The 20,868-nt window shown below is 68.2% G+C and carries 21 protein-coding genes; 14 read left to right on the top strand and 7 right to left on the bottom strand.

Going from position 1 to position 20,868, the window contains the following annotated elements; translation table 11 throughout:
• Positions 1-21 precede the first annotated feature (21 nt).
• Positions 22-432 (top strand): DUF934 domain-containing protein, encoded by a 411-nt coding sequence (locus LX81_RS04760; protein WP_111536378.1) that lies wholly within the window; start codon positions 22-24, stop codon positions 430-432.
• A gap of 65 nt (positions 433-497) precedes the next feature.
• Positions 498-1,331, top strand: coding sequence for a ferredoxin--NADP reductase (locus tag LX81_RS04755; RefSeq protein ID WP_111536150.1), 834 nt, complete (start codon positions 498-500; stop codon positions 1,329-1,331).
• 19 nt (positions 1,332-1,350) lie between these two features.
• On the opposite strand, the gene LX81_RS04750 is transcribed toward LX81_RS04755, so the two are convergent.
• Together LX81_RS04750 and LX81_RS23105 are read right to left on the bottom strand one after the other, a co-directional pair.
• Positions 1,351-1,689, bottom strand: a complete 339-nt coding sequence (locus LX81_RS04750; RefSeq protein ID WP_111536149.1) for a hypothetical protein — start codon at positions 1,687-1,689, stop codon at positions 1,351-1,353.
• A gap of 94 nt (positions 1,690-1,783) precedes the next feature.
• Positions 1,784-1,906 carry a hypothetical protein gene (locus tag LX81_RS23105; protein WP_272939472.1) on the bottom strand — a complete coding sequence of 41 codons (123 nt, stop codon included), beginning with the start codon at positions 1,904-1,906 and terminating at the stop codon, positions 1,784-1,786.
• A gap of 14 nt (positions 1,907-1,920) precedes the next feature.
• Here LX81_RS23105 and infC point away from each other — a divergent pair, with 14 nt between their 5' ends.
• The gene (infC, locus tag LX81_RS04745; protein WP_444543919.1) at positions 1,921-2,613 is read left to right on the top strand and encodes a translation initiation factor IF-3; all 693 of its coding nucleotides are present in this window, start codon (positions 1,921-1,923) and stop codon (positions 2,611-2,613) included.
• A 76-nt stretch (positions 2,614-2,689) separates the two neighbouring features.
• Positions 2,690-3,772, top strand: a complete 1,083-nt coding sequence (locus LX81_RS04740; RefSeq protein WP_111536147.1) for an endonuclease/exonuclease/phosphatase family protein — start codon at positions 2,690-2,692, stop codon at positions 3,770-3,772.
• Here the strand turns inward: LX81_RS04740 and LX81_RS04735 are convergent.
• From LX81_RS04735 to LX81_RS04715, 5 genes are all read right to left on the bottom strand, one after another.
• Entirely contained in the window at positions 3,769-4,761 is a 993-nt protein-coding gene (locus tag LX81_RS04735; protein ID WP_111536146.1) for a molybdopterin-binding protein, read from the bottom strand. The two genes, LX81_RS04740 and LX81_RS04735, sit on opposite strands and share 4 nt — an antisense overlap.
• A complete protein-coding gene (locus LX81_RS04730) occupies positions 4,761-5,738 on the bottom strand; it encodes an XdhC family protein (protein WP_111536145.1) in 978 nt (325 codons plus the stop codon). Before LX81_RS04730 ends, LX81_RS04735 begins: the two co-directional genes overlap by 1 nt.
• Before the next feature lie 41 nt (positions 5,739-5,779).
• The gene (locus LX81_RS22095) at positions 5,780-8,059 is read right to left on the bottom strand and encodes an OmpA family protein (RefSeq protein ID WP_111536144.1); all 2,280 of its coding nucleotides are present in this window, start codon (positions 8,057-8,059) and stop codon (positions 5,780-5,782) included.
• 63 nt (positions 8,060-8,122) lie between these two features.
• Positions 8,123-9,364: a vWA domain-containing protein gene (locus LX81_RS04720; protein ID WP_111536143.1), complete on the bottom strand. Its 1,242-nt coding sequence runs from the start codon at positions 9,362-9,364 to the stop codon at positions 8,123-8,125.
• Between the two features lie 13 nt (positions 9,365-9,377).
• A complete protein-coding gene (locus LX81_RS04715) occupies positions 9,378-10,289 on the bottom strand; it encodes an AAA family ATPase (protein WP_111536142.1) in 912 nt (303 codons plus the stop codon).
• 96 nt (positions 10,290-10,385) lie between these two features.
• On the opposite strand from LX81_RS04715, the gene pyrC reads away from it, so the two are divergent.
• The 10 genes from pyrC (at position 10,386) to purF (ending at position 20,867) form a co-directional block, all read left to right on the top strand.
• The gene (gene pyrC / locus LX81_RS04710; RefSeq protein ID WP_111536141.1) at positions 10,386-11,432 is read left to right on the top strand and encodes a dihydroorotase; all 1,047 of its coding nucleotides are present in this window, start codon (positions 10,386-10,388) and stop codon (positions 11,430-11,432) included.
• 13 nt (positions 11,433-11,445) lie between these two features.
• A complete protein-coding gene (locus LX81_RS04705; protein WP_111536140.1) occupies positions 11,446-12,138 on the top strand; it encodes an orotate phosphoribosyltransferase in 693 nt (230 codons plus the stop codon).
• A gap of 171 nt (positions 12,139-12,309) precedes the next feature.
• The gene (locus tag LX81_RS04700; protein WP_111536139.1) at positions 12,310-13,797 is read left to right on the top strand and encodes a replicative DNA helicase; all 1,488 of its coding nucleotides are present in this window, start codon (positions 12,310-12,312) and stop codon (positions 13,795-13,797) included.
• 63 nt (positions 13,798-13,860) lie between these two features.
• The gene (locus tag LX81_RS04695; RefSeq protein WP_111536138.1) at positions 13,861-14,661 is read left to right on the top strand and encodes a DUF1194 domain-containing protein; all 801 of its coding nucleotides are present in this window, start codon (positions 13,861-13,863) and stop codon (positions 14,659-14,661) included.
• Between the two features lie 62 nt (positions 14,662-14,723).
• Entirely contained in the window at positions 14,724-15,767 is a 1,044-nt protein-coding gene (alr, locus tag LX81_RS04690; protein ID WP_111536137.1) for an alanine racemase, read from the top strand.
• 202 nt (positions 15,768-15,969) lie between these two features.
• Positions 15,970-16,731: a DNA repair protein gene (locus LX81_RS04685; protein WP_111536136.1), complete on the top strand. Its 762-nt coding sequence runs from the start codon at positions 15,970-15,972 to the stop codon at positions 16,729-16,731.
• Positions 16,732-16,771: 40 nt separating this feature from the next.
• Positions 16,772-18,136, top strand: a complete 1,365-nt coding sequence (gene radA, locus LX81_RS04680; RefSeq protein WP_111536135.1) for a DNA repair protein RadA — start codon at positions 16,772-16,774, stop codon at positions 18,134-18,136.
• A 14-nt stretch (positions 18,137-18,150) separates the two neighbouring features.
• Positions 18,151-18,711: a CvpA family protein gene (locus LX81_RS04675; protein WP_111536134.1), complete on the top strand. Its 561-nt coding sequence runs from the start codon at positions 18,151-18,153 to the stop codon at positions 18,709-18,711.
• A 9-nt stretch (positions 18,712-18,720) separates the two neighbouring features.
• Entirely contained in the window at positions 18,721-19,314 is a 594-nt protein-coding gene (locus tag LX81_RS04670) for a LysE family translocator (protein ID WP_111536133.1), read from the top strand.
• A gap of 95 nt (positions 19,315-19,409) precedes the next feature.
• Entirely contained in the window at positions 19,410-20,867 is a 1,458-nt protein-coding gene (gene purF, locus LX81_RS04665) for an amidophosphoribosyltransferase (RefSeq protein WP_111536377.1), read from the top strand.
• Position 20,868 lies beyond the last annotated feature (1 nt).

Below are 20,868 nucleotides of genomic sequence, written 5' to 3'. Positions count from 1 at the left end.
TCGAGTTCGAACCGCGAAAGCATGAATGTCATTGTCACGGATGACGGGTTCCGTCCGGATGACTGGACCCGGCCATTCGAGGCGCTGGATGCCCTGAGCGAGGCTAAGGGAGGCGAGGCTGTCGATGTCGCGTCCGATACGTCGCCCGATGCCCTGGAACGGCTGCTCGGAGCGAAGATGATCCGGGTCGATTTCCCGTCCTCGAACGACGGGCGGGGCTTCACCCTCGCGCGGCAATTGCGGCGTCTGGGCTATCCGGGCCGCCTGCGCGCGCGCGGGCACGTCCTGGCCGATCAGTACGCAATGGCGCGGCGGTCGGGCTTCGACGAAGTCGAGATCGCCCCCGACCTCGCGCGGCGTCAGACGGAGGATCAATGGTTGTCACGCGCCGATTGGCAGGCACGCGACTACCAGTCCCGTCTGCGCGGCTGATCCACTTTCACCTCTTGCCGAGAAACGCTATCAGAAGGTCGGGCCTCGAGGCCCGAAACGTCCGTATGAATGAGATTACCCCCGTGAACACGCAGAGCCCCGCGCCGAAGGCGCTTCCCGATGCGCAGCGCGTGACATCGGTCACGCACTGGACGGACCGCCTGTTCTCTTTCCGCGTGACGCGGCCCCAATCCCTGCGGTTCCGCTCCGGCGAGTTCGTTATGATCGGCCTGATGGGCGATCCCGATCCCGCGACGGGGCGGCAGAAGCCGTTGCTCAGGGCCTATTCGATCGCCTCGCCCGCCTGGGATGACGAACTGGAATTCTACTCGATCAAGGTTCAGGACGGGCCGCTCACCTCGCGGCTCCAGCATATCTCGCCGGGCGACGAGGTCATCCTCCGACCGAAACCCGTGGGAACGCTCGTTCACGATGCGCTTCTGCCGGGCAAGCGGCTGTGGTTCTTCTCCACCGGAACCGGGATTGCCCCCTTCGCGAGCCTCATCCGCGAGCCGCAGACCTACGAGGATTACGACGAGGTGATCCTCACCCATACCTGCCGGGACGTCGCGGATCTGGAATACGGTCGTCGACTGGTCGAGGACCTGCGCAACGATCCCCTGATCGGCGAGATGGTGGAGGGCAAGCTACGCTATTATCCCACGACCACGCGGGAGGAAAGTGCGGTGACGGGCCGCATAACCGACCTCCTACGCAGCGGTAAGGTGTTCGAAGACCTCGGTGTGCCTCCCATTTCCGCGGAATCCGATCGGGCGATGGTCTGCGGCTCCATGGGCCTCAACACCGATCTCAAGGAAATCCTCGAGGGGTTCGGCCTGCGTGAGGGTGCGAACAGCGAACCGGCCGAATACGTCGTCGAAAAGGCCTTCGTCGGCTGAACGAGGCGAGCGAAACGCCTTAGGGCGATTCTTCTTCGTCAGCCTCGGAACCGACCGTTCCTTCCTCCTCGGCCGCGTCGATCGCGTCGTTGCGCGCGGAATCCGCCGGTGCGTTTCCGGTCTGGGCCGCGCCCGTAGCGGCATTCGTCGCGTCCTGGGAGGCTTCGCCCATGTCGGTCGTCTCCCGTTCGACCTCCGCCGCGCTGTCCTCCGCGTCGGTATCGGAGGCGGCATCGGTCTCGACCTCGGACGTCTCCGCCTCCGTCGCGCCGGTATCGGTCTCCGTTTCCTCCTGGCAGGCCGCGAGGAAGAGACCCGCTGCCAGAATGGCGAGCGTCGGGGTGATCCGGATCGTCATGAGTACCTCCATGCATGATGCTGCAGGTACAACCTGCGCGTGGAACGCAAGGTTCCGGACATCAACTTATGATGTCCGGAACCGTTCTCGGGGATCAGTTCCCCGTCGTGGTTTCTTCCGTCGCATCGGTCTCTGCCTCGCCGGAATCGTCCTGGCAGGCCGTAACGATCATGCTGGCGGCGATCAGCGCGAAGAGCGTGGAAATACGAAAGTTCATGTCTAGTCTCCAGTTTGAGCGAACAGGAATGGAACCAGCATTCCCCGTTAACGGTTCCGGGCTCAAACCGGCCGATCGCGGTGTTCCGCGCCCGGTTTGGCTTGAATAGGCGCGTTCCCGCCGCTACCTTGTCTGAACCTCAAAACAACGGAAGGATGACCCCCATCGCTCGCAGACCTCATAACGCTCCTCCGGTGCGTGATACCGGCCCGCGCGTCAACGATCGCATCAGGGCCCCGGAAATTCGGCTGATCGGGGCCGATGGCGACAATGTCGGGGTGGTTTCACCGTCCCGTGCGTTGCAGCTGGCCGAAGAGGCGGGTCTCGACCTCGTCGAGATCTCGCCCAATGCCTCGCCGCCGGTCTGCAAGATCATGGATTTCGGCAAGTTCAAGTACGAACAGCAGAAGCGGGAATCCGAAGCGCGCAAGAAGCAGAAGACGATCGAGGTGAAGGAGGTCAAGTTCCGGCCGAACACCGACACCCACGATTACGATGTGAAGATGCGCAATGTCTTCAAGTTTCTCGAGAACGGCGACAAGGTGAAGATCACGCTGCGCTTCCGCGGGCGGGAGATGGCTCACCAGAATCTCGGACGCGACCTTCTCGAGCGCGTGGCGGAAGACACCAAGGAACTCGGCAAGGTCGAGAACTTCCCCAAGATGGAAGGCCGGCAGATGGTCATGATGATCGGCCCGACCCGTTGACCTCTGGCGCGGGGGATGTTGTCCTCCGCGCTCCATCGTGCGTTTTATGCGGTGTTTCTGATGGAGGGCGACGAAGTTGCTTGCTACGGCCTACGACGTCATCGTCTATCTCCTGACCGCGGCGGTCGCCGTCGTCTCTATCCTCCCCTTCATCAGATCGTATCGCTGGTGGGTTCGGGCCTGCGATTTTCCGCGGGTTCAGATCCTCGTCGCGGCGATCGCCGTACTCGTCGCCGCCTGGTTCCTCCCTACGCCCTGGCGGTGGGTTGCGATGGTCATCCTGCTGCTCTGCATCGGGTATCAGAGCTTCCGCATCCTCCCCTTCACGCGGCTCTATCCGAGCGAGATGAAGATCGTCCCGAGATCCGAGGAGGGAAGCCAGGTCACGATCGTCTCCTCGAACGTGGAGATGACGAATGACCGGCACGGCGATGTCGTCCGCCTGATCGAGGACGAGGATCCCGACGTCCTCTTCCTCATGGAGACGGACGAGCATTGGCAGAAGGCAGTGGAGAGCAGCCTTTCCCGGTACGAGACGGTCCTTCAGGAGATCCGCGACAATTACTACGGGATGATCTTCGCCACGCGGCTGAAGGTCGTTCGCCACGACATCGTTTATCTCACGCCCGGCGACACGCCGACCCTCTTCGCGGAACTGGAGACGCGGGCCGGCCAGCGGTTCCGCCTCGTGGGCCTCCATCCGCGCCCGCCCGTCCCCGGCGAGAATACGGCCGACAGGGATGCGGAGATGATCTATGCCGCGCGGTTCGCCGCGAAAACCGAGACGCCGGTGATCGCGATGGGCGATTTCAACGACGCGGCCTGGTCGCATACCTCGCGGCATTTCAAGCGCGTCGGCGGCTATCTCGATCCCCGTGTGGGCCGCGGGATGTATGCCAGTTTCGACGCGAATTCGCGCCTCCTCCGTGCGCCGATCGACCAGTTCTACGCGACGCCGAAGGTCGCGGTCGCCGAATTCAGGCGTGGGCCGAATATCGGCTCCGATCATTTCCCGATGATGATCCGCGTGGACCTGGATCCGGAGCGTGCGAAGGCGGCCAATCGTCATGCCAAGGCGCTGCCGGAAGCGACCGAGGAGGATGTGGAGCGCATCTTCGCGCAGTACCGCGAGCGGATCGGCCACGATCTCCTCGACTAGGCCTGGCGCCCTCGCGGGTGCGGCCGCGCGGGGCTCTCCTTCAGCAATCCTCCGACGCCCATGCCCGCGATCGTGTCGTCATCGGGAACGATCCCGCAGGCCACGCGCTCGAGAATCCAGTCCGCTCCGTTGAGGGCCGGAGATCTCGCGCAGCCCGGAAGCCCGATGACCGGACGCGCACCGAGACTGCCGAGAAACAGGAGATTGCCGGGATCGACCGGCATGCCGAACCGCAGGAGCGTGCCGCCCGCCGCGACGAGGCCCGCGGGTCCGACATCGCGTGCGTCCGACGTCGCCGAAGCCGTCAGGAGGAGGATCAGATCCTCCTGCGTCCGGGCAAGCCCGGCGGCGATCGCGTCGGTCTCGTGCGCGATCACGTCGACGCCCGTGAGCGCGATGCCGAGCCGGTCGAGCCGGGTGGCCATCGCCTTCTCTCCCTTGCCCGGGCCCTGCCCCATATCGGTGATGAGGAGTCGCGCGCTCCCGATCGTCACGGGCGTGCGCGAGAGCGCCCCGCGGACGATCGCGGCGCCCTCCGCGACGATCCCCGACGCGACGGCATAGGAGATGATTTTCACGGTCGCCACCATCGTGCCCTCCGCACATCGCGCGAAGGGCGGCAACGTCGCGACCGTCACCGAGGGATCAAGACGGTTCAGACGGGTGATCGCAGATGCGTCGAGCCTCACCACGCCCGGACCGGTCGCATGCACGTTCACCCGCCCCGTTGCGGCCCTGGTCAGGCGCAGGCCACTCGCCTCCGGATCGGGGACGAGCGCCTCCGCAAGGGCGGTTGCCGCCGCATCTTCGCCCAGATCGTCGCGGCCGAGCCGTGCGGCGACGACCTCCTCCAGCCCCTCAGAGCGGAGTAAGGCGATTTCTTCTCGCGTCAGGATCCGCCCCTTGCGGATACGCCCGTCGGCCACGCGTTGCGAATGGGCGAGGATCGCGCCTTCCGCGCGATCGAGGGGGATGGGTCCGAACTCCATCAGCCGTTCCGCAGCGTCGCGACGATCTCCGCCATGATCGCGATGGCGATCTCCGATGGGGAACGCGCCCTAATATCGAGACCCACCGGCGCGTGGATCCGGGCGATCGCGTCCGCCCCGAAGCCTGCCGCTTCGAGCCGCGCGACGCGCTTGGCGTGGGTCCGGGTGGAGCCGAGGCAGCCGAGATAGAAGGCCTCCGAGCGGAGCGCCGCCTCGATTGCCGGGTCGTCGAGCTTCGGATCGTGGGTGAGCGTGACGATCGCCGTCCGCGGATCGAGCCCGAACGCGTCGAGCGCCTCGTCGGGCCAGTCGTGGAGCAGCGTCTCGCCCGGGAAACGGGCCACCGAGGCAAAGCTCTCCCGCGGATCGACGAGTACCGCGTCGAAGCCGGAGAGCCGCGCCATCTGCATCAGCGGCTGCGCAATATGGACCCCGCCGACCACCGCCATGCGCAGGGGTGGGTTGTGGATCGCCACGAAACGCTCCGTCCCCTCCTCGAAGCCGGAGCGGTCGGCGCGGAAACGCTCGGCATGTGCGGGGGGATCGACGAGGGATCGCGACCAGGTCCCGACATCGACCTCGTAGGCGATCTGCCGCCGCGCGGTGCGTGCGGCGACCAGATCGGCGAGGAGCGACGGGGGCATGTCATCCTCGCGGACGGGCTCCACCAGCACGCGGATTCGTCCGCCGCAGGCGAGGCCCACGGCGAAGGCCTCGTCGTCGGACACGCCGAATTCGAGCATGCGCGAGCCGCCTTCCTCGACCGCTTCCATCGCCTCGACGACGACCGCGCCCTCGACGCAGCCGCCCGAGACCGATCCCGCGATCTCGCCCGTGCCGGAGATGGCGAGCTGGCTACCGACGGGCCGCGGCGCCGAGCCCCAGGTCTCCACCACCGTCGCGAGCGCCGCGCCCTGCCCCGCCTCGTGCCAGCGATGCGCGATGGCGGGAATGTCGTCGTGATCCGCGACGCTCATGTCGGCCCTTTCCTATCGGTGCCCGAAACGGCCACCGCCGGTCACTGCGATGACGCGACCTGCAGCAGCGGCGTGATCCGCCGGACCGTCGCCCGTCGGTTCTGCCGTTCGTCCTGCTGCGTATCTATCTTCAGGAACTGCTCGCCGTAACCCTGCACCACGAGGTTCTCCGGGGGCACGTCGAAATATTCCGTCAGGGCGAGCGCCACCGATTCCGCCCGGCGGTCCGACAAGGCGAGGTTGTAGGCCGCATCACCCACCGCGTCGGTATGGCCCTCGACGAGAAAGACCTCCCGGTCGTCGGCGGCGATCCGGTCGCGCAGGAGCTGGCCCAGCGCGGTCAGCTCTTCCGCCTCCGACGGCGAGATCGCGGCCGATCCCGAGGCGAAGGTGATGTTGTCGAGCTCGATCGCCGGAACCTGATCGCGAACCTCGACGACGTTGCGGACCTGATCGAGCGAATAGGCCCGATCGAAGTTCTCCTGCATCTCGAGCGCCTGGCGCAGGGCGGCGAGATCTCCCGTCCCCTCGATCGTGGCGGCGGGCTGCCTCAGCGTCGTCACGTCCACGGGCTGCGTCTGGGCGGTATCGTCGATGAGCAGCGTCCGCGTCCCGTCCGCCGCGATCCGCTCGCGTCTGAGCACCCTGAGGGAGGCGTCGCGGATCGTCTCGATCCGGCTGCCGTCCTGGCGATAGACGGTCGTGCGGGTGGAGCCGTCGTCGAAGGTCTCCGTCCCGACCTCCGTCCCGGGCCGCTGGAGAAGCGTGTTGTCGTTCTTCAGAAGCTGGTAGCTTCCGTCCGCCCCGGTCACGACCGCACGGTCGTCGGAGGAGGCCACGACCCGGCGATCCCCGTTCAGGAGCGTGCCCACGGCGAGCGCGCCCGCGCCGAGGAGCAGCGCCTTCTCGAGATCGCTGAGCCCGCCATCATCGTTCTCGGTGTCCGAGCTCGCGGTCTCCGAGCCGTCGCCACGCTGGATGGTGCTTTCGAAATCCTCGTCGCTCGACCGGGCATTGTCCTCGGTGATCGCCTGACGCGTCTCTTCGGAAGGCGTGGCGTCCTCGCGGATCGCGGCGGCGGAGTTCGCGGTTTGGTTGGCCGCCTGATTGCCGCCTCCGCCACCCTGACCCGCCTGCCGGGCCGGTGCGCCGTTCGCCCTCGCGGGCGGTCTGTTGCCGTTGCCTTGGGTGGCCTGTCCCGATCCCGCCTGGTTGCGCGGGGCGGGCGCATTCTCGCCGGATTGTGCCGCACGGGGGGCTCGGTCGCCCTGCGCGGGCGTGTCGGAGGCCCCTTGGGCCGCCTCTCCGCCCGCCGCGTTCTGCGATCCGCCTTGCCCCGGCGATCCGTTGGAATTGGCCGCATTACCGCCTTGGGCGGGAGCTTGCCGCGACGTGTCTAAATTACCCTCGGCGCGATTCCTCGTCGGCGGTGCCGCATCGGGGGCCGTGGTGTCGGACGAAGCGCCCTGTCCGGACGCCCCCCCGGAGCCAGCCGCGTTGCCGCTCTGCGCGGGCGCATCGGCGTCGGGCATCGCCGGCTCCGAAGCCGGGGCCTGTGCCCCGCCGCCCTGGCCCTGCGCGCCACCTCCGCCGCCTTGACCTCCACCGGCTTGGCCTTGCGATCCCGCCCCGCCTTGGCCCTGCGCGCCCGCTCCACCACCTTGACCTTGCGTTCCAGCTCCGCCGCCTTGGCCCTGCGCCCCGGCCCCGCCGCCTTGGCCCTGCGCTCCAGCTCCGCCGCCTTGGCCCTGCGCTTCGGCTCCGCCGCCCTGACCTTGTTGTCCCGCCCCGGCGTCGGGGGCCGGTATCACGGGGTCGGAGGCCGGGGCTTGCGCGTCTGCGCCGCCCGCTGCATGATCGCCCGACGACGCGGCGCCGGATGCGGCCGCGTCCGGTATCGCGGGCTCGGAGGCCGGAGCCGACGCGCCGTTGCCGGCGCCGTTACCGTTCGCCCCGGGAGCTGCGGCCGGAGCCTCCGACGCCCCACCATTGCCCGCCGGCGCCGCGTTCGCGGGCGGCTCCGATTGCGCCTGGCCCGCGGGCGGCTCGCCCGCTTGCGTCTCCGTCATCGGGGCGGCCTCGCCATCCACGGGCGCGTTGTCGGACGGCACCGTCTCCATCGGCGCGTCGGCCGTGTCCGCGACACCCTCCTCGAGCGCGCGCTCGGTCGCGTCGAGGCAATTCTCCGCACCCGGATCGGCGCAGGCGTCGGCGGCTTCGGCGGCCGCATCGGGCTGGCCCTGCTGCGCCATGATCGGCGCGGGAATGACGAGGTGCAAACATGCGAGCACCGCGGTGGTCGTCCTGAGGCTGGTCTTCATGGGGGTAATCCTCCCGTGGAACACGTATTTGCGGTTGAACGATCCGGTGAGCCGCGCGTTCCATCACACCCGCGACATGGGACGCGATCCGTTGGGTGAGGCCAGTGCCTCCGCCAGCCCTTCGAGCGAGGCGATGTCGTGGCCGGCCCGGAACATGTCCACATGCGGAAGCATCGTGGCGATCCCGCGCGCCCTGGGCTCGAAGCCGTCGAACCGGAGGAGCGGATTGAGCCAGATCACCTGCCGCGCGCCCAGACGGAGCCGCCGCATCGCCGCGTCGAGCCTGTCGGGATCGCCCCTGTCGAGCCCGTCTGTGATGAGGAGCACGATCGCGCCCTGCCCCAGGACGCGACGCGACCAGTCGCGGTTGAACGCTACGATGCTCTCCCCGATCCGCGTGCCGCCCTGCCAGTCCTGTGCTTCGGCCCCCGCGGCGGCGAGGGCGGCATCGACGTCTCGGTGGCGCAGATGGCGGGTGACGTTCGTCAGCCGCGTGCCGAAGGTGAAGGCATGGACCTCAGCCCAGCCCGCGCCCTTCGCGTTCGCAACCGCGTGCAGGAAATGCAGGACCGCGCGGGAATAGGACGACATGGAGCCCGAGATATCGCAGAGCGCCACGAGGTTCGGCCAACGGACGCGCCGCGTGCGAGTAGCGATCCGGGTGACCTCGCCCCCGCGGCGCATGGCCCCCCGCATCGTGCGGCGCCAATCGGGCTGCGCGCCGAGTTCCGACGCGATCGTGCGCCGCGACGGCAGCGGCGCCACCGGCAGGGTCAGGCGCGAGAGCATCCTGCGGGCCCGCGCCATCTCGTCCCCCGACATCTGCTCGAAATCGAGATGCCGCAGTCGTTCCTCCTCGGAGATCGTGCGGGCGGCGTCGGTCTCGATCCGCGTCTCCTCGCCGTCGTCTTCCGGCAGGTCTGGCGGTTCCGACTGGGCTCCGTCGAGAAGCGCCTCCGCCGCGCGCCGTTCAGCGGGTTTGGCGATCCGCTCCTCGTGCGTGCCGCGCACCGACGGGACGAGCCAGGACATCATCTGCTCCATCAGTCGCGGATCGCGCCAGTAGAGGCGGAAAACCTGGTCGAAGATCTCGCGCTCCGCCCGCCTCGACACGAAGCATGCGTGGAGCGTCCAGTAGAAGTCGCGCCGCTCGGTGAAGCCCACGGCCTCCACGGCGCGGATCGCCTCGATCACCCGTCCCGGCCCGATGGGAAGCCCCGCCGCCCGCAGCGCTCGGGCGAACCAGGTGATGTTCCGCGCGAGCTTCGGGGCATCGGGCAGGTCGAGGTCGCTATACGTCACCATGGGCGGGCCATGCTCATCCCGCCGCGAGCGCCCCCCGCGCCTCGTCGAGGATCCGCGCGGCCTCCGACCCCTGCAGCGCCGCGATGTCGTCCTGGTACTTCAGGAGCGCGCCGAGCGTGTCGGCGATCACCTGCGGCGAAAGCTCCATCATGTCGAGCGCGAGCAGGCATTTCGCCCAGTCGATCGTTTCCGCCACGCCGGGCCGCTTGAAGAGGTCCTCCGTGCGCAGCCGCTGGACGAAGGCCACCACCTCCCGGCTGAGCCGGTCCGAAGCCTCGGGGACGCGGGCGGCGAGAACCTCCATCTCCCGCTCGAAATCCGGATACTCGACCCAGTGGTAGAGACAGCGCCGCTTGAGCGCGTCGTGTACCTCCCGCGTGCGGTTGGAGGTCAGGATCACGATCGGCCGTTCCGGCGCGGCGATCGTGCCGAGCTCCGGGATCGTGACCGCGAAATCCGACAGCGCCTCGAGCAGGAACGCCTCGAAGGGCGCGTCGGTGCGGTCGATCTCGTCGATGAGCAGGACCGGCGCGCCGCCCGGCTGCGGCCGCATCGCCTGCAGGAGCGGCCGCGCGATGAGGTACTCCTCGGTGAAGAGCTCCGCTTTCAGGGCCGTGCGGTCCGCGCCGCCCGCGGCCTCCGCGGTGCGGATCGCGATCATCTGCTCCGCGAAGTTCCACTCGTAGACGGCCGAGGCCGCATCGAGCCCCTCGTAGCATTGCAGACGGATGAGCTTCCGGCCCAGCGCCGCGGCGAGCGCCTTGGCGATCTCGGTCTTGCCTGTCCCGGCCTCGCCTTCGAGAAAGAGCGGCCGACCGAGCCGGAGGGCCAGGAAGACGAGGGTCGCGAGCGGACGACCGCAGACATACGCCTCGCCGGCCAGCAACTCCTGCACCGCGTCGATGGAGCCGGGTTCGTGCGACATGTCGTTCCTCCTGCCACGAGACTGCATTCCGTCCCGGCGGGGTCAAGCCAAAGTGGCCGCTTCCCCTCTCCATCGGGAGCGTGTAGCCCGAGGATCATGGACCGATTGACCCTCCGACGCCCCGACGATTGGCACCTGCATCTGCGCGACGGCGCGATGATGGAGGCCGTGCTGCCCGAAACGACGCGGCACTTCGCCCGCGCCATCATCATGCCGAACCTCGTCCCTCCCGTGGTGACGGGCCGCGACGCCGCCGAATACCGGGATCGCATCCTCGCCGCGAAACCCCGCGGCTCGAAGTTCCGCCCGCTGATGACGCTCTATCTCACAGAGGAGACGGAGGTCCGCGATCTGCGCGCCGCCGCCGAGATCGGTCTCATCACCGCGGTGAAGCTTTATCCCGCGGGGGCGACCACGAATTCCGCCTCCGGCGTGCGCGACTTCTCGAAGGTGCGGCGCGTGCTCGAAAACATGGCGCAGATCGGTCTGCCGCTCCTCGTCCACGGGGAGGTGACGGATGCGGAGGTCGACATCTTCGACCGCGAGGCCGTCTTCATCGACCGCGTACTCGACCCGATCCGGCGCGACATCCCGGGCCTCAGGGTGGTCATGGAGCACGTGACGACCTCGGACGCGGTGGATTACGTCCGCGCGGGCGGCGACGACCTCGCCGCGACGATCACCGCCCACCATCTCGTCATCAATCGCAACCACATCCTCGCGGGCGGGATCAAACCGCATTACTACTGCCTGCCCGTCGCCAAGCGGGAAACGCACCGCCGGGCGCTCCTCGACGCCGCGACCTCCGGCGACGCGTCCTTTTTCCTCGGCACCGACAGCGCGCCGCATCCCGACCCGGCGAAGCTCGCGCCATGCGGCTGCGCGGGGTGCTTCACCGCGACGAACACGCTCTCGGTGCTGGCTGAGATGTTCGAGGGACAGACGGCGCTGCATCATCTGGAGCAATTCGTGTCCCTCAACGGCCCGGCCTTCTATCGCCTCCCCCCCAACGAGGAGACGATCACGCTGGAAAAGGGAGAGCCCGTCGCCTATCCCGCCGCCATCGAGACGGGCGACGGCCCCGTGACCGTGTTCGATCCCGGCATGGCCCTCCACTGGCGCGTTGCCGACGATCCCGCATGAGAAGGATTGCACGATGATCCCCACGAGCTTCCCCCCGAGGGAGGAGATCGCCCGGCTCACCGCCACCATGCTGCTCGAGGTGGGCGCCGTGCATTTCCGCCCCGAGGAACCCTACACGCTCGCCTCCGGCCTTCCCTCTCCCACGTATATCGATTGCCGCAAGCTCATCTCCTTCCCGCGCATCCGCGCAACGCTGATGGATTTCCTGACCGCGACCGTGATGCGCGACGCGGGCTTCGAGGCGTTCGATTGCGTCGCGGGCGGAGAGACGGCGGGCATCCCCTTCGCGGCGCTGATCGCGGAGCGGATGGCGCTGCCCATGACCTACGTTCGCAAGAAGCCCAAGGGCTACGGCCGCAACGCGCGGATCGAGGGCGTGATTGCCGAGGGGGACCGCGTGCTCCTCGTCGAGGACCTGACGACCGATGGCGGCTCCAAGATCAGCTTCGTCGACGCGATCCGGGAGACGGGCGCGTCCTGCGCGCATACCGCCGTCATCTTCTCCTACGGCATCTTCCCGGAGACGAAACGGACGCTCGGCGATCACGGCGTGCAGCTCCACGCGCTCTGCACATGGTGGGACGTCCTGGCCGCTGCGCGCGCAACCGGAAGTTTCACAGACGAGACGATGGAGGCGGTCGACGTCTTCCTGCGCGATCCGCGGACCTGGCAGGAGGCGCGGCGGGCGGCGGATTCGCCCACATGATATCCCCGGTTTTATCCACCGCGATCTGAAACCCGCCCGATCCTGTGGAAGTCTTTGGCTTTCCCACAGGATATGGTATGAAGGCGGAAAATCTCTCACCGAAATATGCGTCTTGAACGCAGCGGTGGGCACACCGTAAGTCCGATGAAACGGGCAGGAACAGGGGCGGACATGAACGAGGTCTCACGGATCGAGCACGAGCGGGCCGACGCGGACGCCGAAGTACTTCCGCACAATGTCGAGGCCGAACAACAACTTCTGGGTGCAATCCTCACGAATAACGACGTCTATGACCGCGTCGCCGCGATCATCAACGACAGTCATTTCTACGATCCCGTCCACGCCCGGATCTACGAGGTCGCGGCCGCCCGGATCGCCAAGAACGCGCTCGCCTCGCCGGTGACGCTGAAGGCGTTCCTCGAGGACGAGCCAGGGCTGAAGGAGCTCGGCGGGCCGTCCTATCTCGTCCGCCTCGCGGGCGCCGCAATCTCGTCCTACGCCGCGCGCGACTACGCGCAGATGATCTACGACCTGTCGATCCGCCGGAAGCTCATCGAGCTCGGCCGCGACATCGCGACGAGGGCCGGCAAGGTCGACGTGGCCTCCGAACCGCGGGAGCAGATCGTGGAGGCCGAACAGGCGCTCTACAAGCTCGGCGAGCAGGGCCAGGTGAACCAGGGCTTCCAGTCGTTCCTTTCCGCCGTGACCGACGCCGTGAATGTCGCCAACGCCGCCTATCAGCGCGAGGGCGGCCTCGCGGGCGCGTCGACGGGGCTCATCGATCTCGACAAGAAGCTCGGGGGGCTCCACAAGTCCGACCTTCTGATCCTCGCGGGCCGCCCCTCCATGGGCAAGACGTCGCTCGCCACGAACATCGCCTTCAATATCGCGCGCGCCTATCGCCGCGGCAAACGTCCCGACGGCAGCGAAGGCGCGGTCGATGGCGGCGTCGTGGGGTTCTTTTCGCTCGAGATGAGCGCGGAGCAGCTCGCCGCGCGGATCCTTTCCGAAGCCTCCGAGGTGCCGTCCGAACAGATCCGGCGCGGCGATATGAACGAGTCGGAGTTCCGCCGCTTCGTGGAGGCCGCGAAAGCCCTCGAGGCCTGCCCGCTCTATATCGACGACACGGCGGCGCTCCCGATCAGCCAGCTCGCCGCCCGCGCGCGGCGGCTCAAGCGCGAGCACGGGCTCGACGCGCTCTTCGTCGACTATCTCCAGCTCGTCCGCGGCGCGGGACGCAGCGAGAACCGCGTCAACGAGATCTCCGAGATCACGCAAGGCCTGAAGGCCATCGCCAAGGAGCTCGACATCCCCGTCGTCGCCCTCTCGCAGCTCTCGCGGCAGGTGGAGAACCGAGAGGACAAGCGCCCGCAGCTGTCGGACCTGCGCGAATCGGGCTCGATCGAGCAGGATGCGGACGTGGTGATGTTCGTGTTCCGCGAGGAATACTACAAGGAGCGCGAGAAGCCGGGCGATCACGAGCTCGACAAGATGGCCTCCTGGCAGGACGAGATGGAGAAACTGCACGGCCGTGCCGAAGTCATCATCGGCAAGCAGCGCCACGGCCCCATCGGCTCGGTCGATCTCTCCTTCGAGGGGCGCTTCACCCGCTTCGGCAACCTCGTTCAACCCTGGCAGGGTGGGGCCGACCGCTTCTGACCGGGGCGGCGCGCACGCGGCTGTGACTTTACAGGACGGGCGGCGGTTGCTCTGATCGCACCCATGCGGGTTCCCACATGCCTTGCCGCCCTCCTCCTCGGATGGGGTACGGCCCATGCGCAGCTGGCCGAGGAGGTCGATGTCGAGCTTCTGCTCCTCGTCGACGTTTCCCGTTCGATGACGCCGAACGAGCTCGAGATCCAACGGCGCGGCTACGCGGAGGCGCTTGCGGCGCCCGACGTGATCGACGCGATGCTCGGTGGCTTTCTCGGCCGCGTCGCGATCTCCTACGCGGAATGGGCCGGGGCCGGTTCGCAGAGGATCGTGATCGAGTGGCGGATCCTCGAGAGCGCGGAGGATGCTCGAAGCCTGTCCGACGATCTCGGTATCGCGTTCAACCCCTCGATGCGGCGCACCTCGATCTCGGGCGCCCTCGCCTGGGGGGCGCGGCATATCGAGGAGAACGGGATCGACGGGCTGCGCCGCGTGATCGACATCTCCGGCGACGGGCCGAACAACGAGGGGCGGCCGGTGCCCGGCGTGCGCGACGCCGTCATCTCCCGCGGCATCACCATCAACGGTTTGCCCCTGATGACGCAGGAGGGGATGGGACAGCGCTGGCATCTCGATGATCTCGACCAGTACTACGCCGATTGCGTGATCGGCGGCCCGGGTGCCTTCATGCTGCCCGTCTACACCTGGGCGGAATTCGGCGCGGCGATCCGGCGCAAGCTCGTGCTCGAACTCGCGGGCTCCCTGCCCGAGCGGATCCTGCCCGCCCAGTACCGGGAGGAGGAGACCGCCGATTGCCTCGCGGGCGAGCGGATCTGGGAACGCAACCGCCGCATCTACGACTTCCCCTGACACATGCGCCGCGGCCCCGTCGGCGCCCTTGACCCCGCCGGGGCGGCGGGGGAGAGAAGGGCATGGGAACCGCGACACTCACGATCGATCTCGACGCCATCGTCGCCAACTGGCGCGCGCTCGACGGGCGGACGGATGCCTCCACGGAAACGGCGGCCGTGGTCAAGGCCGATGCTTACGGTCTCGGCATTGCACGGGTGGCCTCGGCGCTTCGCGATGCAGGGGCGCGCAAGTTCTTCGTCGCCGTGGCCGAAGAGGGCGCGGCGCTTCGCCAGGCCCTCGGTCCGGAGGCGGAGATCATGGTCTTCTCCGGTCACATGGCAGGCGATACCGACCTGATCCGCGGGCTCGGCCTCGTTCCCATGCTGAACTCGATCGAGCAGATCACCCGCCACGTCGAGACGCTGCCCGGCGCGCGCTTCGGGTTGCAGCTCGACACCGGCATGAACCGTCTCGGGATCGAGCCCGACGAATGGGCCGCGATCCGCGACATCGTCCTGCCGCGCGGGCCGGTGCTCGTGATGAGCCACCTCGCCTGCGCCGACGACCGCGACGATGCCCGGAACGCCCGGCAGCTTCGCACCTTCCGCGAGATGACGGACGGGATCTCCGCCCCGCGCTCGCTCGCCGCGACCGGCGGCATCCTGCTCGGACCGGGCTTCCACTTCGACCTGACGCGGCCCGGCATCGGCCTCTACGGCGGGCGGCCTTTCGCCGATGCCCGTCCCGTCCTGCGGCTGAGCCTGCCCGTCATCCAGTGCCGCGACGTGGCGAGCGGCGAGATCGTGGGCTACGGCGGCAGCTTCGAGGCGTCCGCGCCGACGCGCATCGCCACGCTCTCGGCGGGCTATGCCGATGGCCTCATCCGGGCGATGGGGGGCGAGGCGGTGGTGTTCCACGGCGCGGTGCCCTGCCCGCTGGCCGGGCGCGTCTCGATGGATCTCCTGACGGTCGATATCGGCCATCTCGACACCGACCCGAGCCATCTCGACATCCTCGGACGGCATCAGGGCGTGGACGACCTGGCCGATTCAGCGGGCACGATCGGCTACGAGATCCTGACGAGCCTCGGGCCGCGCTACGTCCGGAATTACGCCGGAATCTGAGGATCGGCCGCGCCGGGCGCATTCGTCGCAGCGACAGTCGCCGTGATCCCGATGCAAAGTTTCTATATTCACAATGCGTTGTATGAGGCGCCGCAGACACAGCGTGCATTTTCACCGGATCGGGTAACATCTCGAAAACCCAAACATGCGACGAATACCTCCCGAAATTGGCGAAAATCCGCCGATACGAAGGAGGGTGACGATGCCCCGACATGCCCCGATTACCGCCGCGGGACCGACGCGGTGGCTGAACGTCACGGCGATGATCGTGCTCGGCGCGGCCGCGTTCGCGGCGCTCGGCGCCACGATCGCCGGAGCGCTCGATCTTCTGCCCTTCCTCACGCTCGAACTGCGCTTCGGCGACGTCGTCTTCGCGGGTGCGGGAATGGCGGTGCAGATCGGCGTCACGATCTTGCTCCTCTGCCTCGTGGCGGCATTGCCCGCGATGGGCCGGGTGCTCGCCCTCGAACGCTCGCATCGCACGTTCACCCTCACCATGGCCGACGTCGCGGACGCCTATCGCGCCTGTCACGCGGCCGACCGGCGGGGCGTCTTTACGCTCGCCTCGGAATTCGACGCGGTGAAGGAGCGGATCACCTATCTCCGCACCCATCCCGATCTCGGCAATCTCGAACCCGACGTGATCGAGACGGCGGCGCAGATGTCGCAGGCCTCCCGCATGCTCGCGGAAACCTACAGCGACGAGAACGTCGCCCGCGCCCGCGACTTCCTGCGCCATCGGCAGGAGGAGATCGCGCTCTTCGAGGAGCGCATCGAATGCGCCCTCGCCGCGGGGCATGAATTGCGCCGGCATCACGAGCGGCTGGAGGTGGAGGAATCGGTGATCGAGAGCCGCCTCGCCCGGCTCGAGGAAGAGTTCGGCGACCTCCTGCGGGGGCTCGGCTTCAAGGCTCGCCGCGGCAACGTGGTCGCGATTCCCGCCAAGGTGAAGGCCGCAGAATAGGCCGCCTTGCCCTGCCCCGCGCCGCGGGGCAGAAGAGCGCATGGCCAAGACCCCCGGTTTCACCTGCACCGCCTGCGGCGCGGCCCATACCAAGTGGTCGGGCCGCTGCGACGTCTGCGGCGCCTGGAACACGATCGTGGAGGAGGCGCCGCTCACCGCCGGCCCCGCCGCGAAATCGCTCGGGACGAAGCGCGGGCGCGGTATGGTGCTGACCGACCTCGCCTCCGCCGAGGCGCCACCGCCGCGCACGCGGTCGGGCCTCGCGGAATTCGACCGCGTCCTGGGCGGCGGGCTGGTTCCGGCCTCCGCGATCCTCGTCGGCGGCGATCCGGGCATCGGCAAGTCCACGCTCCTCCTCCAGGCCGCCGCGAGCTTCGCCAATGCGGGGCTGAAGGCCATCTACGTCTCGGGCGAGGAGGCTGGCGCGCAGGTGCGGATGCGGGCGCAGCGGATGGGTCTCGGCGACGCGCCGGTGCTGCTCGCCAACGAGACGAACCTGCGCGAGATCCTCACCACGCTCGAGGCGGAGAAGCCGGCGCTGGCGATCATCGATTCGATCCAGACGATGTGGGCCGACAATGTCGACAGCGCGCCCGGTTCCGTGAGCCAGGTCCGCGCGGCCGCCCATGAACTCACCACTTTCGCCAAGCGCCACGGGATCGCCGTGGTCCTCGTCGGCCACGTCACGAAGGAGGGCCAGATCGCCGGCCCCCGCGTGGTCGAGCACATGGTCGACACGGTCCTCTATTTCGAGGGCGAGCGCGGCCACCAGTTCCGCATCCTCCGCGCGGTCAAGAACCGCTTCGGCCCCGCCGACGAGATCGGCGTCTTCGAGATGACGGGCGCGGGTCTCGCGGAAGTCGCCAACCCCTCCGCCCTGTTCCTCGGTGAACGGGAGGTGCCGCAGCCCGGCGCCGCCGTCTTCGCGGGGATCGAGGGGTCGCGGCCGCTTCTGTGCGAATTCCAGGCCCTCGTGGCCCCCACGCCCCATGCCCAGCCGCGCCGCTCCACCGTGGGTTGGGATGCCGGGCGGCTCGCCATGATCCTCGCGGTGCTCGAGGCGCGCTGCGCCGTGCCCTTCGCGGGTCTCGACGTCTATCTCAACGTCGCGGGCGGCCTGAGGGTGCGCGAGCCCGCGGCCGATCTCGCCGTCGCGCTGGCACTTCTCTCGGCCCGCGAGGACACCGCGCTGCCTCCGGAGACCGTGGTTTTCGGCGAGATCAGCCTCTCCGGCGCCCTGCGGCCGGCGGGACAGAGCGAAAACCGGTTGAAAGAGGCCGCGAAACTTGGTTTCTCCGCCGCAATCGCGCCCGCCCGGACCAAGGCGCTCGCCGGGGACGGGATGGCGCTGCGCCAATTCCCCGATCTCGCCACCCTCGTGGGAGAGATGTTCGGCGCCGGATAGGGAAGGCTTGGCCCATGGAAGGTTTCACGCTCATCGACGCGCTCGTGGCGGGTGTCATCGTCGTCTCGGCGCTGCTCGCCTATGCGCGCGGCCTCGTGCGGGAGGCGATGGCGATCCTCGGCTGGATCGTCGCCGCGATCCTCGCCTTCGTGCTCGCCCCGGCGTTGCAGCCGCTCGTGCGCGAGATACCGCGCGTCGGCGATTTCCTGGGCGATTCCTGCGAGCTGTCGATCATCGTCGCCTTCGCCGCGGTCTTCGCCGTGGCGCTCGTCGTCGTGTCGGTCTTCACGCCGCTCCTCTCGGGCTCGATTCGCGATACCGCGGTGGGCCGCATCGACCAGGTGCTGGGCTTCATCTTCGGTGTGGCGCGCGGCGTGGTGCTCGTCGCCGTGGCGATGGTGGTCTACGACCGCATCTCCGCGACCGAGCCCGTGCCGATGGTGGAGGAGAGCCGCACCGCGCTCATCTTCGCCCGCACCCGCGGCAATATCGACGAGGCGATCCCAAGCGACGCGCCCGGCTGGATCGTCGCGCGCTACGAACAGCTCGTGGGCGTTTGCGAGATCCCGTCGTGACGATGCGCCATGGCGCCTGAGATCCTCGCGGGCCTCGTGCTCTTCGCCTTCGTGGCGACGGTGACGCCCGGGCCCAACAACGTCATGCTCACCGCCTCGGGCGCAAATTTCGGGTTCCGTCGAACGGTCCCGCACATGCTGGGGATCACGATCGGCTTTCCGGTGATGATCGCCCTCGTGGGGCTCGGCCTCATGCAGGTCTTCGACGCCGTTCCGGGCAGTCAGACGGTGCTCGAGGTCGCGAGCGTCCTCTACCTGCTCTACCTCGCCTGGAAGATCGCCCATGCCGGGGCGCCGAAGGATGCGAGCGCGGAGGGCCGTCCGCTGAGCTTTCTGCAGGCCGCGCTCTTCCAGTGGGTCAACCCGAAGGCTTGGGCGCTCGCGCTCTCGGCCATCGCGGCCTACGCACCGGCGCGCACCGCCGCCACGATCGTGACCGTCGCCCTTGTCTTCTCCGCGGTGAGCTTGCCCTCGATCAGCATCTGGGTCGTCCTTGGCCAGCAGATGCGGCGATTCCTGCGGTCCACGCGCCGCCTTACCGCATTCAACTGGACGATGGCGGCGCTGCTCGTGGCCTCGCTGGTCCCGGTCCTCAGGCATTAATGAACGAAATACGCGGGCACCCGGTGACAGCAGGTGCGGTTGCGAATATCTAACCCCCTGACGCCTCGCCCCCCGGAGTCGCTCCCATGACCCAGATGCCCCCTGCCCATCCCTTCGACGACGATGCGCTGCACGAGGAATGCGGCGTATTCGGCGTGGGCGGGGTCGCGGATGCCGCCAATTTCGTGGCCCTCGGCCTCCACGCGCTGCAACATCGCGGCCAGGAGGCGGGCGGGATCGTCAGCCACGACGCGGAGCACGGCTTCAACTCCGCCCGCCGCTTCGGCTACGTGCGCGACAATTTCACCAAGCAGTCGCTGATGGACACGCTGCCGGGCCCGCTCGCCATCGGGCACGTGCGCTATTCCACCTCCGGCTCAAAGGGCAACACGCAGATCCGCGACGTGCAGCCCTTCTTCGGCGAGTTCTCGGCAGGCGGGGCGGCGATCGCGCATAACGGCAACATCGTGAATGCCAACGCGCTCCGCCGCGAACTCATCGAGCGGGGCTCGATCTTCCAGTCGAACTCCGACAGCGAATGCATCATCCACCTCATGGCCCGATCGCTGCAGCGCCGCGTACCCGAGCGGATGCAGGACGCGCTGCGCCGCGTGGAAGGGGCCTTCTCCATCGTCGCGATGACCCGCACGAAGCTCATCGGCGTGCGCGACCCGCTGGGCGTGCGGCCCCTCGTCCTGGGCCGGCTTGGCGAAGGCTGGGTGCTCTCGTCGGAGACCTGCGCGCTCGACATCATCGGCGCGGAGTTCGTTCGCGAGGTCGAGCCGGGCGAGATGGTGATCGTCGAGAACGACGTGCTCACCTCCCACCGCCCCTTCGCGCCGCGCAAGCCGCGCTTCTGCGTCTTCGAGCACGTCTATTTCTCGCGACCCGATTCGATTCTCGGCGGCCGCTCCGTCTACGAGACGCGGCGCCAGATCGGGGTGGAGCTCGCCCGGGAGGCGCCGGTGGAGGCCGATCTCGTCTGCCCGGTCCCCGATTCGGGCACGCCCGCCGCGATCGGCTTCAGCCAGGAATCGGGCATTCCCTACGCGATGGGGATCATCCGCAACCAGTACATGGGCCGCACCTTCATCGAGCCCACGGAGCAGATCCGCAACATGGGCGTGCGGCTGAAGCTCAACGTGAACCGCGCCCTCATCCGCGGCAAGCGCGTGGTGCTCGTTGACGATTCCGTCGTCCGCGGCACGACCTCGATCAAGATCCGGGAGATGATCCTCGATGCGGGCGCGGCGGAGGTGCATTTTCGCATCGCGAGCCCGCCCACGGCCTGGCCCTGCTTCTACGGCGTGGACACGCCCGATCGCGACAAGCTCCTCGCCGCCTCCATGTCGGAAGCGGAGATGCGCGACCATCTGGGGGTCGATTCGCTGCGCTTCATCAGCCTCGACGGGCTCTACCGCGCCGTGGGCGAGGCCGGCGGACGCGATGCCGAATCCCCGCAATATTGCGACGCCTGCTTCTCCGGCGATTACCCGATCGAGCCCTCGGATCGCATCGAGCAGGGCTTCGAGCTCAAGACCGCGGCCGAATAGC

This window comes from Palleronia aestuarii, from assembly GCF_003253995.1.
Classification (GTDB): domain Bacteria; phylum Pseudomonadota; class Alphaproteobacteria; order Rhodobacterales; family Rhodobacteraceae; genus Palleronia; species Palleronia aestuarii.
Note: the sequence above shows the minus strand (reverse complement) of the source record. Positions and strands in the feature narration are given on the sequence as shown.

Coding starts and splice junctions, on each gene's coding strand:
- LX81_RS04670 (WP_111536133.1), top strand. CDS start 18,721: ATGGCGCCTGAGATCCTCGCGGGCCTCGTGCTCTTCGCCTTCGTGGCG.
- LX81_RS04720 (WP_111536143.1), bottom strand. CDS start 9,364: ATGGTGACGTATAGCGACCTCGACCTGCCCGATGCCCCGAAGCTCGCG.
- LX81_RS04760 (WP_111536378.1), top strand. CDS start 22: ATGAATGTCATTGTCACGGATGACGGGTTCCGTCCGGATGACTGGACC.
- LX81_RS04730 (WP_111536145.1), bottom strand. CDS start 5,738: ATGAGCGTCGCGGATCACGACGACATTCCCGCCATCGCGCATCGCTGG.
- LX81_RS04755 (WP_111536150.1), top strand. CDS start 498: ATGAATGAGATTACCCCCGTGAACACGCAGAGCCCCGCGCCGAAGGCG.
- LX81_RS04685 (WP_111536136.1), top strand. CDS start 15,970: ATGCCCCGACATGCCCCGATTACCGCCGCGGGACCGACGCGGTGGCTG.
- alr (WP_111536137.1), top strand. CDS start 14,724: ATGGGAACCGCGACACTCACGATCGATCTCGACGCCATCGTCGCCAAC.
- LX81_RS04750 (WP_111536149.1), bottom strand. CDS start 1,689: ATGACGATCCGGATCACCCCGACGCTCGCCATTCTGGCAGCGGGTCTC.
- LX81_RS04705 (WP_111536140.1), top strand. CDS start 11,446: ATGATCCCCACGAGCTTCCCCCCGAGGGAGGAGATCGCCCGGCTCACC.
- LX81_RS23105 (WP_272939472.1), bottom strand. CDS start 1,906: ATGAACTTTCGTATTTCCACGCTCTTCGCGCTGATCGCCGCCAGCATG.
- LX81_RS04700 (WP_111536139.1), top strand. CDS start 12,310: ATGAACGAGGTCTCACGGATCGAGCACGAGCGGGCCGACGCGGACGCC.
- LX81_RS04735 (WP_111536146.1), bottom strand. CDS start 4,761: ATGGAGTTCGGACCCATCCCCCTCGATCGCGCGGAAGGCGCGATCCTC.
- LX81_RS22095 (WP_111536144.1), bottom strand. CDS start 8,059: ATGAAGACCAGCCTCAGGACGACCACCGCGGTGCTCGCATGTTTGCAC.
- LX81_RS04675 (WP_111536134.1), top strand. CDS start 18,151: ATGGAAGGTTTCACGCTCATCGACGCGCTCGTGGCGGGTGTCATCGTC.
- LX81_RS04695 (WP_111536138.1), top strand. CDS start 13,861: ATGCGGGTTCCCACATGCCTTGCCGCCCTCCTCCTCGGATGGGGTACG.
- purF (WP_111536377.1), top strand. CDS start 19,410: ATGCCCCCTGCCCATCCCTTCGACGACGATGCGCTGCACGAGGAATGC.
- pyrC (WP_111536141.1), top strand. CDS start 10,386: ATGGACCGATTGACCCTCCGACGCCCCGACGATTGGCACCTGCATCTG.
- radA (WP_111536135.1), top strand. CDS start 16,772: ATGGCCAAGACCCCCGGTTTCACCTGCACCGCCTGCGGCGCGGCCCAT.
- LX81_RS04715 (WP_111536142.1), bottom strand. CDS start 10,289: ATGTCGCACGAACCCGGCTCCATCGACGCGGTGCAGGAGTTGCTGGCC.